12 protein-coding genes, 2 tRNA genes, 1 other RNA gene and 1 pseudogene are annotated in these 15,924 nt (G+C 36.0%); all 16 read right to left on the bottom strand.

Translation table 11 applies throughout. The features are described from left to right. Positions 1–59 precede the first annotated feature (59 nt). The 16 genes and pseudogenes from rnpB to THYS13_RS04950 all read right to left on the bottom strand — a co-directional run bounded on the left by rnpB (position 60) and on the right by THYS13_RS04950 (position 15,924). Positions 60–421, bottom strand: an RNA gene (rnpB, locus tag THYS13_RS04875) — RNase P RNA component class A. A gap of 76 nt (positions 422–497) precedes the next feature. After that, positions 498–1,613, bottom strand: a complete 1,116-nt coding sequence (locus THYS13_RS04880) for a Nif3-like dinuclear metal center hexameric protein (protein ID WP_042833393.1) — start codon at positions 1,611–1,613, stop codon at positions 498–500. Then, the gene (locus THYS13_RS04885; RefSeq protein WP_042833394.1) at positions 1,573–2,277 is read right to left on the bottom strand and encodes a class I SAM-dependent methyltransferase; all 705 of its coding nucleotides are present in this window, start codon (positions 2,275–2,277) and stop codon (positions 1,573–1,575) included. The genes THYS13_RS04880 and THYS13_RS04885 overlap by 41 nt, the downstream gene beginning before the upstream one ends. Positions 2,278–2,339: 62 nt before the next feature. After that, a tRNA-Ile gene (locus THYS13_RS04890) sits at positions 2,340–2,415 on the bottom strand. Positions 2,416–2,421: 6 nt separating this feature from the next. Next, positions 2,422–2,496 (bottom strand) — tRNA-Asn (locus THYS13_RS04895). A gap of 48 nt (positions 2,497–2,544) precedes the next feature. Continuing rightward, positions 2,545–3,618, bottom strand: a complete 1,074-nt coding sequence (gene rpoD, locus THYS13_RS04900) for an RNA polymerase sigma factor RpoD (protein ID WP_042833395.1) — start codon at positions 3,616–3,618, stop codon at positions 2,545–2,547. 31 nt (positions 3,619–3,649) lie between these two features. Next, a pseudogene (gene dnaG, locus THYS13_RS04905) lies at positions 3,650–5,438 on the bottom strand (DNA primase). 146 nt (positions 5,439–5,584) lie between these two features. Next, entirely contained in the window at positions 5,585–6,586 is a 1,002-nt protein-coding gene (locus tag THYS13_RS04910; protein ID WP_042833397.1) for a deoxyguanosinetriphosphate triphosphohydrolase, read from the bottom strand. Positions 6,587–6,695: 109 nt separating this feature from the next. Continuing rightward, entirely contained in the window at positions 6,696–8,108 is a 1,413-nt protein-coding gene (gene ltrA, locus THYS13_RS04915) for a group II intron reverse transcriptase/maturase (protein ID WP_042833399.1), read from the bottom strand. A 477-nt stretch (positions 8,109–8,585) separates the two neighbouring features. Further along, positions 8,586–8,825 (bottom strand): preprotein translocase subunit SecG, encoded by a 240-nt coding sequence (gene secG / locus THYS13_RS04920; RefSeq protein WP_029688637.1) that lies wholly within the window; start codon positions 8,823–8,825, stop codon positions 8,586–8,588. Positions 8,826–8,942: 117 nt separating this feature from the next. Further along, positions 8,943–10,232 carry a phosphopyruvate hydratase gene (gene eno / locus THYS13_RS04925; protein WP_042833400.1) on the bottom strand — a complete coding sequence of 430 codons (1,290 nt, stop codon included), beginning with the start codon at positions 10,230–10,232 and terminating at the stop codon, positions 8,943–8,945. Between the two features lie 47 nt (positions 10,233–10,279). Next, positions 10,280–11,824 carry a 2,3-bisphosphoglycerate-independent phosphoglycerate mutase gene (gene gpmI, locus THYS13_RS04930; RefSeq protein WP_042833401.1) on the bottom strand — a complete coding sequence of 515 codons (1,545 nt, stop codon included), beginning with the start codon at positions 11,822–11,824 and terminating at the stop codon, positions 10,280–10,282. Between the two features lie 12 nt (positions 11,825–11,836). Continuing rightward, entirely contained in the window at positions 11,837–12,583 is a 747-nt protein-coding gene (gene tpiA, locus THYS13_RS04935) for a triose-phosphate isomerase (protein ID WP_082990395.1), read from the bottom strand. A gap of 13 nt (positions 12,584–12,596) precedes the next feature. Continuing rightward, the gene (gene pgk / locus THYS13_RS04940) at positions 12,597–13,778 is read right to left on the bottom strand and encodes a phosphoglycerate kinase (RefSeq protein ID WP_042833404.1); all 1,182 of its coding nucleotides are present in this window, start codon (positions 13,776–13,778) and stop codon (positions 12,597–12,599) included. Between the two features lie 67 nt (positions 13,779–13,845). Further along, entirely contained in the window at positions 13,846–14,853 is a 1,008-nt protein-coding gene (gap, locus tag THYS13_RS04945) for a type I glyceraldehyde-3-phosphate dehydrogenase (RefSeq protein WP_042833405.1), read from the bottom strand. A 48-nt stretch (positions 14,854–14,901) separates the two neighbouring features. After that, positions 14,902–15,924: a sugar-binding transcriptional regulator gene (locus tag THYS13_RS04950; protein WP_042833407.1), complete on the bottom strand. Its 1,023-nt coding sequence runs from the start codon at positions 15,922–15,924 to the stop codon at positions 14,902–14,904.

Below are 15,924 nucleotides of genomic sequence, written 5' to 3' on the forward strand. Positions count from 1 at the left end.
AAACAATTTTTAAATTTTGCATAAATAAAAAATACCACAGAATCATGGTATTTTAAATCCATGTGAGCAAGTCTATAAGCCGAGTTCTGTCGAGGATGGCCATCTATCTAGGGTGTCAGTCGCCTGACACTTCTAGCAGCATAACCCGAGGGAAACGGCGGGCCACCTACTCCCTCCTATTCGCCTTGCTCCAGGTGGGGTTTGCAGAGCAGACCAGTCGCCTGGTCCCTGGTGAGCTCTTACCTCACCTTTCCACCCTTACCTGGCACTCACAAGTTGAGTGCTAGGCGGTATATCTCTGTTGCACTTTCCTTGGAGTCGCCTCCACCGGGTGTTACCCGGCACCCTGCCCTGTGGAGCTCGGACTTTCCTCGTGCAAAATTGCAGGTGCAATTTTGCACGCGGCCATCCGACTTACTCACATGCGTTATTTCATATATATTTCTTAACATCAACCGAGTATATATTATCATATATATTTATTTCTGTCAACCTAATTATAGATATATAAAAGGATCTTTTTGACTTTCACTAACTAATACTTCTATTTCGTGTCCCTGTTCCTGAGTTTCATCAATTATATATTCTGCAATAAACCTGACTGCAATATTCTCCGTACTAAAATGTCCAGCATCAATTAAAGCCAATCCGAGGTGTTGGGCTTCTACCGCATCGTGATAGCCAATGTCTGCTGTTATTAAAACATCCGCTCCTTTAGAAACAGCTTTGTGAATAAGACTTGCACCGCTTCCACCACATACAGCCACTTTTCTAATCTTTTTATTTAGGTCTCCTACCACTCTTAAATTATTAATTTTAAGTTTTGTTTTTACTTGTAAAGCTAATTCTTGCAAAGTAGTTTCTGAAATAATTCCAATTCTTCCAAGCCCATATTCTTCTTTAACATTTTCCAAAGAATAAATATCATAAGCAACCTCTTCATAGGGATGAACATTCAGCATTGCAGTTACCACTTTTTCTAAATATCTCAGAGGTACTATAGTTTCTATCTTTACTTCTTCTGTCTTTTCTAGTTTCCCTATTTCACCAATAAATGGGTTTGTTCCTTCTAAAGGTCTATAAGTTCCAATGCCTCGCACCTGAAAAGTAGCATCACTATAATTCCCAATGAAACCAGCGCCCGCACTACACATGGCATTTTTTACCACTTCTTCATATCCTTGCGGCACATAAACTGCAATTTTTTTATATCCTTCGGAATAAGTGACAGCCAAAACTTCCCTATCGTATATTCCTAGGATATTGCATAAAATATCATTCATACCATTTGGAGCTATATCAAAAGAAGTATGTGCTGCATAAAGGGAAATATCATTTTTAATAAGTTGTATTAACAAGGAGCCCACTGGATTATCAGCCCTGACATTTTTTATTGGCTTAAAAACTAACGGGTGATGAGTTACAATCATATCTACTCTTTTGTCAATTGCTTCCTTAACTACTTCAGAAGTAGCATCCAAAGCTACTAAAACTTTTGAAACATCTTTAGAACCATCTCCTATTAACAATCCCACGTTATCCCACTCTTCAGCAAATTTACGCGGTGCAAGTTTATCCATTATGGAAGCTATTACTTGGCATTTCAAGCCCATTTATCAACACCTCGAATTTCTTTACTTTTTCCTCTAATTGCTTACGCTTTTCATTGGACTCTGGAAGTTTACTTATGATTTTCTTCATTTTGTCGATTTTATATTGTAAGAATTCTTCTAGTAGTGGATGTCTTTTTTGTAAGAGTTTTTCCCCTACTTCATAATATATGTGATTTTTGACTTTTTGTCTACCATGTTCTGCTACTATTATTTCATAATATTTTTGATTTTCCTTAACTAATTCCTCATCAGAAATTTTGTATCCATTTTCTATTAAGTATTTCCTCAAGTCTGCTGAATCTCTCATAGGTTGAAATATAAATTTTTTGATAGTTTTTGCAATATTTTTTCCCTCATCTAGTATTTTTGTAATTGAAATTCCTCCCATACCTGCAATGACAACTATGTCTACTTCCCCTGGCGATAAAACATTAAGACCATTCCCTAACCTTGTGTCTATCAAAGATTGCAAATTTCGCTTCTCAACTTCTTTTACAGCTTTACTTAATGAACCTTTATTTAAATCTGAAGCAACAACATAGGTAGATATTTTGTTTTCGATAAGGTAAACAGGAATAAACCCATGATCAGTCCCGATGTCTGCAACTTTTGACCCATGAGGAATGTATTCAGCAATTTTCCTTAATCGCTCTGTAAGTTTCATGTAATCCTCCTAAAAGTATAAAAAATAAAAAAGCATTTAAAGCTAAATGCTTTTTCTCTCAATGGTGGGCCTTCAGGGATTTGAACCCCGGACCAATCGGTTATGAGCCGACCGCTCTGCCAGCTGAGCTAAAGGCCCAAAAAGTGGCTCCTCAGGTAGGATTCGAACCTACAACCTACCGGTTAACAGCCGGTTGCTCTACCCTTGAGCTACTGAGGAATACAATAATAATTATACAGATTTTTGTCCTCTTGTCAAGAAGCTTATTTAATCAAGGAAATCTTTTAATTTTTTGCTCCTGCTGGGATGCCTCAATTTTCTTAATGCTTTTGCCTCAATTTGTCTTATGCGTTCTCTTGTAACATTAAATTCTTTTCCTACTTCCTCTAATGTTCTTGCTCGGCCGTCATCAAGACCAAATCTAAGTCTTAGTACTTTCTCTTCCCTTGGCGTTAGAGTATCAAGAACATCCATCAACTGTTCTTTTAGCATTGTATAAGCCGCAGCTTCTGCTGGAGCTGGTGCATCTTCGTCAGGTATAAAATCTCCTAAGTGGCTGTCTTCCTCTTCTCCAATAGGGGTTTCTAAAGATACAGGTTCCTGGGCTATTTTCATTATCTCTCTTACTTTTTCTTCTGGCATACCCATCTCTTTTGCCAATTCTTCAGCGGTAGGTTCGCGACCTAATTCCTGCAGCAATTGCCTTTGAACTCTTATCAATTTATTTATAGTTTCTACCATGTGTACAGGGATTCTTATGGTTCTTGCCTGGTCTGCAATAGCTCTTGTGATAGCTTGTCTTATCCACCATGTGGCATAAGTACTGAATTTGTAACCTTTTCTATAGTCAAATTTTTCAACTGCTTTGAGTAATCCTAAATTTCCCTCTTGTATCAAATCTAAGAAAAGCATTCCTCTTCCTACATATCTCTTTGCTATGCTTACAACCAATCTTAAATTAGCTTCTATAAGTCTTTTTTTAGCTTCTTCGTCTCCTTGTTCGATTCTTTTTGCTAATTCAATCTCTTCTTCCGGAGTTAGAAGAGGAATCTTGCCTATCTCTTTCAAATACATTCTAACAGGGTCATCTATACTGATTCCTTCAGGAAGAGAAAGGTCTAAGTCTAAATCTTCTTCAGTTATTTCTTCCTGACGAGGTTCTTCCCCAACAATTTCAATTCCCATATCTTCAAAAGCATCATATACTTTCTCAATTTGGTCGGGATTTAAATCAATATCTTCTAAGGAATCCATTATCTCATTGTAGGTGAGCATCCCAGTTTTTTTCCCTTTATTGATAAGTTCTGTAATTGCTTCTTTAGATAATTCTTCGTTGTTCATAGGTTTCCCCTCCCTATGGGTTTCTTTCTTTTTAGCCATTTTTTATCTTTAGCATCTCCTTTTCACAATTTTGTAATTCTATTAAAAGTTGCCTTTCTTTCTCTATATCCCCCACCATATGAGCCTCATTTATAGCTCTTTTGATGCTCTCTCTTTTAACCGCCAAGCTGTTAATGAGAATCTTGTTTATAATATCATCAATAGCTTGCTCAGTAATATTTTCACTCTCGTAAAAAGCTTTAATAATATCGTTAAAATCAGATATAAGATTTTCCTCTTGTAATAAATAAACAATATCATTTATTTGAGTTTTGTTTCCATCTTCTAACCTTGACATTATTTCTTCAAAAATTGGCCTTAATTTAACATTCTCAAGCATATCGGCGGTAATTGTTTCTTTCACTTTTTTATAAAGATTATTATCATACAAGAGCAATGCAATTAAGTATTTTTCTGGCGATATTTTACTACTACTGTATATATTATGCCTTATATTACCAGCTATATACATATTTTTTTGATTTTTTTTCGATTTCCCTATTGACAAAACGACCAACCTCTGTTCTCACTGCATTCTCAGGTATTTGAGCAACTTTAGCTACTGAAGAAATATAAACTTCTCTTTTCACTTCATCAGAAAGTTTTGCAATATCTTTTGCAATTTTTTTAACATATATTATTCTATCTTGAGGATTATCAAGGTCAAGATTTTTTCTATATACTTTTGCTTTAAACTCAATTAAACTATCGGCATTTTCTATTAATTGATTAAATGCCTCTACTCCTTTCTTTTTTATAAACTCATCAGGGTCTTTCCCATGAGGTATAGTTAATACTTTTATATTTAAATTCAATTCATCAAGAATGTCAAGTCCCCTTAATGCGGCACTAATACCAGCTTCATCAGCATCATAAGCAATTACAACATTTCTTTTATACCTTTTTATGAGTCTTGCTTGGTCCTCTGTCAAAGCAGTCCCTAAAGATGCTACAGCACAATCTATTCCAGCCTGATGTAAGGAAATAGCATCCATATATCCTTCTACAATTATAAATTTATCTTGTTGAGTTTTTTTAGCGAAATTTATTGCAAATAGGTTTTTCCCTTTTTTAAAGACTTCCGTCTCCGGAGTGTTCAAATATTTAGGCAAACTATCGTCAATAGAGCGTCCTCCAAAACCTATAATATTACCCTTTACATCTATTATAGGAAACATCATTCTATTTCTAAATCTGTCATAATAGCGGTTATTTTTTTGAGACAAAAGTCCTGCCTTTACCAAAAAACTTTCTGTATAGCCTTTTTCCTTTAAAAAATTTAAAAGTCCATTTCCTTGAGGTGGGGAATAACCTATTCCAAATTTTTTAATCGTTGCTTCTGTCAAACCTCTTTTTCTTATATAAACTAAGGCCTGTCTACCTTCTTCAGAAAAAAGCTTATTATAAAAATACATAGCTGCTAATTTATTTATTTTGTATATTTCGTCAATAAGTTTCTTTTTTTGGTACTCCTTTTCTGTCAACTCAATTTCTTCAAGAGTTATTCCCACTCTATCTGCTAAAAATTCAATTGCTTCTTTAAAAGTCAAATTCTCAATATCCATTATAAAAGTAACAACATTTCCACTAGCATTACAGCCAAAGCAGTGATAAACCTGTTTTTCTTGACTCACCATAAAAGATGGAGTTTTTTCTCTATGAAAAGGACACAGACCTTTAAATTCTTTTCCCGCTTTTTTTAGTTCTACATACTCTGATATAACATCTATTATGTCATTTGCTTCAATCACTCTTTCAATCATTTCTTTTGAGTAAGCCATCAATATCACCTGATTATTCTATTCGACAAAAATTGTTAAATTCCTCTTTACAAATTAATTTATTAGTGACGACCAATATATATTCGACAAAAGATTCAAAAATCCTTCTGTTGTTAATTAAATTTTTATTAAAATCAAAAAATATTTTACTCAAACCAGGGACTGGGTAAAAAAATCTCTTTGTATTTTAAAATAGCATATTTGTCTGTCATACCAGCAATATAATCAGCAACAGCTCTTTCTCTTCCATAAATCTCAGCAAGTTTTATAAATTCTTGAGGCATCTTGTCAATATTGTCATAAAAGTAATAAAACAACTGTTCTACTATTCTTTTTGCTTTTTCCTCATCTTTTTTAGCTCTTGATCCAATATAAACTTTTTCGAACAAAAAATATCTTAAACTATAAGTAGCCTCATAAATCTCTTTGCTCATTGAAACTTTCGGCTTTCCAAAACTATTATTTATAACATCTTTTACCATTGTATTTATTCTTTTACTGTGCTTATCACCTAAGATTGCTATTAAATCTTTAGGTAAATCTTCGGGATTTAAAACTTTCCCTCTTATTGCATCATCAATATCATGGTTAATATAAGCTATCTTATCAGAAATTTGTACTACTTGCCCTTCTAATGTCTGAGGCTTTCCTGAAGTAGAATGGTTACAAATGCCATCCTTAACTTCCCAAGTTAAATTAAGACCCTCTCCATCCTTTTCCAAAACCTCAACCACTCTAATGCTTTGTTCATTATGTCTAAAACCATCTTTTAAAAGTCTATTCAAAACCTCTTCACCAGAATGGCCAAAAGGAGTATGTCCTAAATCATGACCTAAAGCAATAGCTTCTGTCAAATCTTCGTTTAACCTCAAGGCTCTCGCAATTGTTCTTGCAATCTGAGATACCTCTAATGTATGAGTCAGCCTTGTTCTATAATGGTCACCTTCTGGAGAAATAAAGACCTGTGTTTTGTGGCTCAATCTTCTGAAAGCCTTACTATGAATAATCCTATCTCTATCTCTTTGAAATTCTGTCCTTATATCGCATTTTTCCTCTTCTTTATCCCTGCCGCGAGTTTCGCGGCTTTTTGTCGCATAAGGAGAAAGCAGCTGATATTCTAATTCCTCTGTAATTTCTCTAATTTTCATTTGACCACCCAGCCTTTTTTATTTGTGGTGATCGAGTAGGAGCTGAATAATTATTTTATTCAGCGTCCTCTCACACCACCGTACGTACCGTTCGGTATACGGCGGTTCATTAGGAATTGTGTACAATTAGATATCTTTGGGATAAACTCTTATAACCTATGCTCTCAAAGTATTTATTTGTAAGAGTCTTATTTAGGATTGGGCTATTGGATATTCTCCAGTAGCCTTTCCTTGTATTGGCGTATTCCCAGGCTTTTTGTTCTTCTACTCCTAGTTTTACTAAGTTATCATGCTTCGTTTTTATCTTCTTCCATTGTTTCCATATACATGCCCTCAGTCTTCGCCTTATCCATTCGTCAAAGGTTTTCATTATGCTTTTCGCGTCTGCTAATCCAAAATAGTTGACCCATCCTGTTGTTATTTGATTTAGTCTTTTTATTCTGTTTTCCATGCTTATTCCCTTGTTCCGATTGGTTATTTCTCTTACTTTTCCCTTAAACCTTTTGATGGATTTTTCATGGATTCTTATTCTTACTTCGTTTTCTTTTGTATAGAATGAAAATCCAAGAAATTTTCTTCTCCATGGTCTATCTACAGCACTTTTTGCTTCGTTGACTTTTAGTTTTAATTTGCTTTCTATGAATTTCTTTATGCTCTTCATTACTCTGTTTCCTGCAGACCTGCTTTTTACATATATGTTGCAGTCATCTGCATATCGGCAGAATTTATGCCCTCGTTTCTCAAGTTCTTTGTCTAGTTCGTCCAACATTATGTTTGCTAATAGGGGACTTAATGGCCCTCCTTGGGGTGTCCCTTCTTCTGTTGATACTTTGATTCCGTTTATCATTACTCCTGATTCTAGGTATCTTCGTATTAACTTTAGTACTCTTTTGTCCCCTATCCGCTTTTCTAGTTTGGACATTATTATGTCGTGGTTTACTCTGTCAAAGAATTTTTCTAAGTCCATATCTACAACCCATGTGTATCCTTCATTTATGTATGCTTCTGCGGCTTTTATTGCGTCTTTTGCACTGCGTCCTGGTCTGAATCCATAACTGCTATCTGAAAATGTATGGTTGTAGACTTTATTTAGTATTTGGGCTATTGCTTGTTGTATTAGTCTGTCTAGTACTGTAGGTATTCCTAGTAGTCTTACTCCTCCATCTGGTTTGGGAATTTCTACTCTTCGCACTGGTTGTGGTTTGTATTTCCCTTCCAGCAGTTGTTGTTTTATGGTTGACCAGTTTTCTTTGAGATACGGTAGAAGTTCATCTACTTCCATCCCATCGACTCCATGGCTTCCTTTATTTGCAACAACGCGCTTGTATGCTGCTTCCATGTTTCCTCGTTCTACTATCATTTCAAGCATCTTGCTGGTATATCTTTGTACTTCGTTTCTTCCATCTTCCGACGCCGATGATATACTATGCACTTCCGTTGTCTTTTGAAATTCCATTTCTCTATTCAACGGATAGCCTCTTTGTTGAGTTGTCTGCAGTCTTCGCATATCTTTCGAGTCCATAAGATTTTCAAAACCTCCTAACGTTCGGTCCTTCCTTATCTATTCATGACTAGATAAGTACTATGACCTCTGCTGACTTCTCAAGGTTCAGCCATACATCACTGCATGGGTTGTCACTTCAGATTTTACTTCCACGACTTATCCTTGAGACCTCCCCGGGTAAGAACGATAACTTTCATCTCATATATCTGCCAGATTTACTGTATGGGATTCGGGTAGTGTTGGACTTCGTTTTGTTACGCAAACTCATCCATCCCAATTCAGCCTCTTATCTGGTTCTTGTTCATCAGACCGAGATTTTGCCTTAAGCTTCCTTCAGATTCCACCTCACGATGGACACCCTTGCTCTTGGCTAGTGGTTCCCACTACCAAGCCCACAGCGGACTTTCACCGCCTAGTTATCGCCCATGCCGGGCGCACGTAAAAATAAAAACCCATAAAAGGGTTTTTCCATTTCTTTTCTTGATACCGTCGTTTTTATTTAGCCATCATTACAGTCAACACCATAGACAAAATTATAAACAATACCGCCGCTATAGTTGTAAGTCTCTCTAGTGTCCCCTCCATGGTTCGAGCTTTATTCTTTCCAAAAAATGTTTCTGCTCCTCCTGCAATTACACCCGAAATACCTGCACTTTTGCCCTTTTGTAAAAGTATAACTACTATCAAGAAAATGCTAACCAAAATTTGTATACTCATAAGTACAGTTTTTAGCATATTTACACCGCCTTATCTCTAATTTTTGAAACACAATACCACAGTTTATATTATACAAAGAATTGTTATGCTAATCAAGAGGTTTTTATATAAAAAGGGAATCCTTTTTGGATCCCCTTATTTCTTAATATTGTAAAAAGCATTTTTGCCAAGATATTGAGCTGTGCTTCCTAAAGCTTCTTCAATTCTTAAAAGCTGATTATATTTTACGACTCTGTCAGTTCTTGCAGGCGCTCCAGTTTTAATTTGCCCTGCATTTACTCCAACTACAAGGTCTGCAATTGTAGAATCTTCTGTTTCCCCTGAGCGGTGAGACACAACAGCTGTGTAACCTGCTCTTTTTGCCATTTCAATAGCATCAAGAGTTTCTGTCAATGTTCCTATTTGATTAAGTTTTATGAGTATTGAATTTGCAACGCCCATGCTTATACCTTTTGAAAGTCTTTGAGTATTTGTTACAAATATATCGTCACCGACAATTTGAATTTTTTTACCGAGCCTGTCGGTCAAGAGTTTCCATCCATCCCAATCTTCTTCAGCAAGTCCATCTTCAAGAGAGACAATAGGATATTTATTTACAAGCTGTTCTAAAAAATCTACCATTTCAGCAGATGTTCTTACAATTCCCTCACCCTCAAAATGGTATTTCCCATCTTCTTTGTACATTTCAGTAGCTGCAGGGTCCAATGCTAATGCTATATCTTCTCCTGGAACATATCCAGCTTTCTCTATAGCTTCAAGAATCACCTGAATTGCCTCTTCATTTGACGTAAGGTTAGGTGCAAATCCTCCTTCATCACCAACTGTTGTACTTAACCCTTTAGAATGTAACACGTTTTTCAAATTGTGATAAACTTCTGAACACATCCTTAATGCTTCGCGGAAGTTTGGAGCCCCAATAGGCATTATCATAAACTCTTGTATATCTACATTGTTATCAGCGTGTTTTCCACCGTTTAATATGTTCATCATAGGTACAGGAAGTACTTTTGCATTTACACCACCAATGTATTGATACAAAGGTAAACCACATTCCTCAGCTGCTGCTTTTGCAACTGCTAATGATACCCCTAAAATTGCGTTTGCACCTAATTTGCTCTTATTTGGAGTTCCATCTAGTTCAATCATCGCTTTGTCAATTGCTACTTGGTCTTGCGCTTCCATACCAATTAGCTCAGGAGCAATGATATCATTGACATTTTGAACAGCTTTTAGTACTCCTTTTCCCAAATATCTTGATTTGTCTCCATCTCTTAATTCAACTGCTTCAAAAGCTCCTGTAGAAGCCCCTGAAGGCACAGCAGCTCTTCCTACTGCACCGCTATCTAATTCTACCTCTACTTCAACTGTAGGATTTCCACGGGAGTCAAGTATTTCTCTTGCAAAAATATCAATTATTGACGACATGACAACTTCTCCTTTCTTTTTAAATTTTTTAAATTTTATTTTAAATTTTATTTTCTTCCAATGATTAAAGATTTTCCTGTCATCTCTTTAGGAATTGGTAATTTCATTATGTCTAATATAGTTGGAGCAATATCAGCCAGTATTCCATCTTTTCTTAAATCAATATCTCCTTCGCCTATCACTATGAAAGGCACTGGGTTTGTAGTATGAGCAGTTTGTGGCTCTTTTGTCACAGGGTCAATCATCTCTTCCGCATTGCCATGGTCAGCTGTTATAATTATTGTCCCTCCTACACTTTGAACAGCATTTACTACTCTTCCAACACACTCATCTATTGCTTGAATCGCTTTTATTGCAGCATTTAAAACTCCTGTATGCCCTACCATATCAGGATTTGCAAAGTTTAAAAGAATAAAACCATATTGATTTGACATAATCTTAGGTATTACAGTATCTGTAACCTCATAAGCACTCATCTCTGGTTTTAAATCGTAAGTAGCTACTTTAGGCGAAGGAACTAAAATTCTTTCTTCCCCTTCATTTGGCTCTTCTACGCCACCATTGAAGAAGAAAGTCACATGGGCGTATTTTTCTGTTTCTGCAATTCTAAGCTGTTTAATCCCTTTTTTACTTAAGTATTCACCAAGAGTATTCTCCAGTCTTTCTGGCTTATACGCCACATGTATGTTTTTAAAAGTTTCATCATATTGAGTCATAGACACGAAAAATACAGGCAAATACCCTTTTTCTCTTTCAAAATGGTTAAAAACTTCATCAATAAAGGCTCTTGTGAGCTGCCTTGCTCTGTCAGGTCTAAAATTGAAGAATATTATAGAATCCCCCGCTTCTACCGTAGCAACTGGCTTTCCATTTTTCAAAATTACGGTAGGTTCTACGAACTCATCTGTTTGGTCTTTGGAATAAGCTATATCTATTGCTTCCATTGGTGAATTAGCGTAAACACCTTTCCCTAAAACTATTGCATCATAAGCCTTTTTAGTTCTATCCCATCTTTTGTCTCTATCCATTGCATAATATCTTCCAGAAATCGTTGCAATTTTTCCTATACCAATCCTGTTTGACTCTTCTTCAAACTGCTTTATATATTCTTTTGCACAGGCAGGTGGAACATCTCTTCCATCTAAGAAAGCATGAATATATACTTCTTTTAGCCCCTGATCTTTTGCCAACTTCATTAAAGCAAATAAATGAGTTATGTGGCTGTGAACCCCTCCATCTGACAAAAGGCCAAAAAGATGTAGTTTTGAGTTGTTTTTCTTTACATTTTCTATCGCATCTAAAAATTCTTTTTTCTTAAAAAAGGTACCTTCTTTTATATCTTTACTAATCCTTGTAAGCTCTTGATATACTATTCTTCCCGCTCCCATATTTAAGTGACCTACTTCTGAATTTCCCATTTGTCCCTCAGGAAGTCCCACTGCAAGGCCACTGGCGGAAAGAGTTGTATGGGGATAGTTTTTAAAGTAAAAATCTAAATTTGGAGTATTAGCTTGATATACTGCATTTCCTTCTTTTTTGTCTGATAGTCCAAACCCATCCAGTATAACTAGCATAGTTAATTTTTCAGGCATATAATCCTCTCCTTAATAATTGACAATCTTTGCAAAATCTGATGCTACAAGACTTGCGCCCCCTACTAAAGCCCCATCTATATCGCTTTCTGCCATGAGTTCAGAGATGTTTTCTGGCTTTACACTCCCCCCATACTGTATCCTAACCAGATCTGACTTTTCTTTTCCATAAAGGGAAGCTATAGTATCCCTTATAGCTTTTATCACTTCATTGGCATCTTTAGCTGTGGCAGTTTTGCCAGTGCCTATAGCCCAGATTGGCTCATAAGCTATTACTACGCTGACAATGTCATCTTGTGAAACGTCTTTTAATGCCTCTTTAGTTTGACTTAAAACTACTTCAAAAGTTTTTCCTTCTTCTCTTTGAGAAAGAGATTCTCCTACACACACAATAGGATTCAAACCGTGAGAGAGCGCGGATAAAACTTTTTTATTGACCATTTCATCCGTCTCACCAAAATACTGCCTTCTTTCAGAATGACCTATTACAACATATTTCACGCCAATCTCTTTAAGCATTAAAGGTGAAATTTCTCCCGTATATGCGCCCTTTTCTTCCCAGAACATATTTTGAGCACCGAGGAGAATATTTGTGCCTTTGATGACTTTGCTCACTTCTGTCAAATCCACAAAGGGAGGTATGACTACCACTTCTGCTTTTGCCTCTTTAACCTGAGGTATCAATTCCTCAACTAACTTAACCGCTTCAGAAGGGGTCATGTGCATTTTCCAGTTACCTGCAATTATTGGTCTTCTCAAAACAAACACCCCTTTACTTATCATTTAAAACATCAATTCCTGGCAATACTTTACCTTCCAAAAATTCTAGTGATGCCCCTCCTCCAGTAGAAATATGAGTAACCTTATCCGCATATCCTAATTGCTCTATAGCAGCTGCAGAATCACCACCGCCTACTATAGTAGTACCTTTGCATTCACTCAAAGCTTTCGCAATAGCCTCTGTACCTTTTGCAAACTCAGGAATTTCAAAAACTCCCATAGGCCCATTCCACACTACTGTCATGGCATGTTTTATCACTTTTGAGTATTCTTCAATAGTCTTAGGTCCAATGTCTACTCCTATTTGGTCTTGAGGCATTTTGTCTATATCGACTACTTCATAAGGTACGCCTGATTTCAATTCTCTAGCAATAACTGTATCAAAAGGAAGCATCAAATTAACACCTTTTTGCTTAGCCTTCTCCATTAATTCTTTAGCTAACTCTATTTTATCCTCTTCTAAAAGCGACTTACCAATTTCATATCCTTTTGCTTTTATAAAGGTGTAAGCCATACCACCGCCAATTAAAAGGCTATCTACTTTTTCTAATAGGTTTGTTATAACCCCTATTTTGTCAGAAACTTTAGCTCCTCCTAATATAGCGACAAATGGTCTCTTTGGATTTTCTAAAGCTTCCCCCATAATAGTAAGTTCTTTTTCAATTAAAAAACCTGATACTGCCGGCAAATAAGCCGCAACGCCTGCTGTAGAAGCATGGGCCCTGTGAGCTGTACCAAAAGCATCATTTACATATATATCCGCTAAAGAAGCTAACTCTTTTGCAAATTGAGGGTCATTTTTCTCTTCTTCTGCGTGGAATCTCACATTTTCTAAAAGCAATACTTCTCCTTCTTTTAATGCAGCTGCTTTTGCTTTAGCATCATCTCCAATTACATCCTCTGCTATAATGACTTGTTTTGCCAAAAGCTCTGACAACCTTTTTGCAACAGGTTTTAAAGAATATTCTGGATTTACTTTGCCCTTTGGTCTTCCAAGGTGAGATACTAGTATTACTTTAGCATTGTGATTTATTAAATACTCAATAGTAGGAAGTGCTGCTTTTATACGCGTATCATCTGTTATATTTTTATTTTCATCCATAGGCACATTAAAATCTACTCTAACTAAAACTCTTTTTCCCGCCACATCTACATCCCGCACGGTTTTTTTCATCACAAAAACCTCCTTATATTAGGATTTAAAGGTCCGGTCCATAAATGGACACGGACCTTTTACTACATTAGAGTCTCTCAGCAATATATTTTGCAAGGTCAACAACTCTGTTGGAATAACCCCATTCATTGTCATACCAAGAAACAGCTTTCACTAATGTTCCTTCAATTACCATTGTAAGAGGTGCATCAACTATAGAAGACCTCTCGTCTCCTTTATAGTCCATTGAAACTAATGGCTCTTCAGAATAACCTAAAATGCCTTTCATATATGTTTCAGAAGCTTCTTTCAACGCTGCATTAACTTCTTCAACTGTAACAGGTACTTCAACTTCTGCAACAAGGTCAACAACAGATACATTTGGAGTTGGAACCCTCATCGCAAAACCATTCATTTTCCCTTTTAATTCAGGAATTACTAAGTGAATAGCCTTTGCTGCGCCTGTTGTAGTAGGTATTATTGACATAGCCGCAGACCTTGCTCTCCTCAAATCGCTGTGAGGTAAATCAAGTATTCTTTGGTCATTTGTGTAAGAGTGAACTGTTGTCATCATACCTTTCTTTATACGGAATTTGTCATTAATAACCTTTGCTAATGGTGCCAAACAATTAGTTGTACAAGAAGCATTTGAAATTACATGATGGTTAGCTGGATCATACATATTTTCATTAACACCCATAACAATTGTTATGTCCTCATTCTTAGCAGGTGCAGAAATTATAACTTTTTTAGCTCCAGCATGGATGTGCTTTATAGCATCATCTTTGTTTGTAAATCTTCCTGTGGATTCAATTACAATGTCTACTCCTAATTCTCCCCATGGAAGCTTTGCAGGGTCAGTTTCTTTGAAAATTTTAATTTCCTTGCCATTTACAATTAACGCATCATCCGTATAAGAGACTTCCCCTTCAAATTTGCCAAAAGTAGAATCGTATTTTAATAGATGAGCCAATGTTTTTGCATCTGTTAAATCGTTGATAGCTACAAATTCAAGGTCAACATTTTTCTTAAATGCAGCTCTGAATACATTTCTTCCAATTCTTCCAAAACCATTGATAGCAACTTTAACACCCATTATGTATTCCTCCTTGATTTTTATTTTATAAACACCTGAAAAGGTGTTTTAAACAATTTTTAAAATCTCAAAAGCAGCTCCTTCATCAGTGACAAGCACTTGTACATTGCCACTTCTGCAAGTAGACACAATAGCTTCCGCTTTACCTTTTCCGCCAGATACTGCTATTAAATTTTTAACAAACTTCAAGTCTTCTAAAGTCAAGAAAATACTTGGTGTAGCATAGACTACTTTCCCTTCTTTATCAAAGTAATATCCTAAAGCTTCAGCAGTAGCATTATTCTTTTCCAAAAAATCTCTAATATCTTGGGGTAAATTTCTTCTCTCTGCCATTACATCTGCACGACCTATTCCAAATATTAAAATATCAGCTTTTTTTAAAGTTTCTACCACATCTTTTATATCCGGTTCTTTGATAAGACTTTTTACCGCTTCTTTGCCCAAATTATCCGGCACGTGCAACATTTTATATGTACCACCAAGTTTTTTAGCTAAAATTGAAGCGATTGTATTCGCTTGCTTTTCTACTTCTCTCCCCAATCCACCACGAGCAGGTACAACTACTATGTTTGATTTGGAATAAAGCTGAGGCATCCCATTAGCCACTTCCAGCACAGTTGAACCACCAGTTAAAGCAATAATACTGTCATAGTTTATTATAGTTTTTAGGTAATTCGCTGCTGATTTTCCTAATTCTTTTTTTATCATAGGATCTCGTTCTGTATCTCCAGGTACAACTATGACCTTCTCAATGCTTAGCTTGTCCTTTAACAAACTCTCAATATTGTTAAGTCCTTTAAGCTCATGTATAAAATCTTTTAAATTCTCAATTAATTCTTCTCCCTCTTTGGTGATAGTCATACCCAAGGGATTTATATCTACCAAACCTTGAGCCTTTAAAAAAGATACCTCACTTCTAATTATTCGTTCTCCTATATTCAACTGGTGTGAAAGTGCCCTTCGCCCTATGGGTTGATTAAAATATATGTTTCGCATTATAGTATATCTCTTTTGAAGTAAATCTATTAACTCTGGTACTATCTTTTGTTGTAAAGCTATAATATCTTTCAT

It is taken from the genome of Thermoanaerobacter sp. YS13 (assembly GCF_000806225.2).
In the GTDB taxonomy this organism is placed as follows: Bacteria; Bacillota; Thermoanaerobacteria; order Thermoanaerobacterales; family Thermoanaerobacteraceae; genus Thermoanaerobacter; species Thermoanaerobacter uzonensis.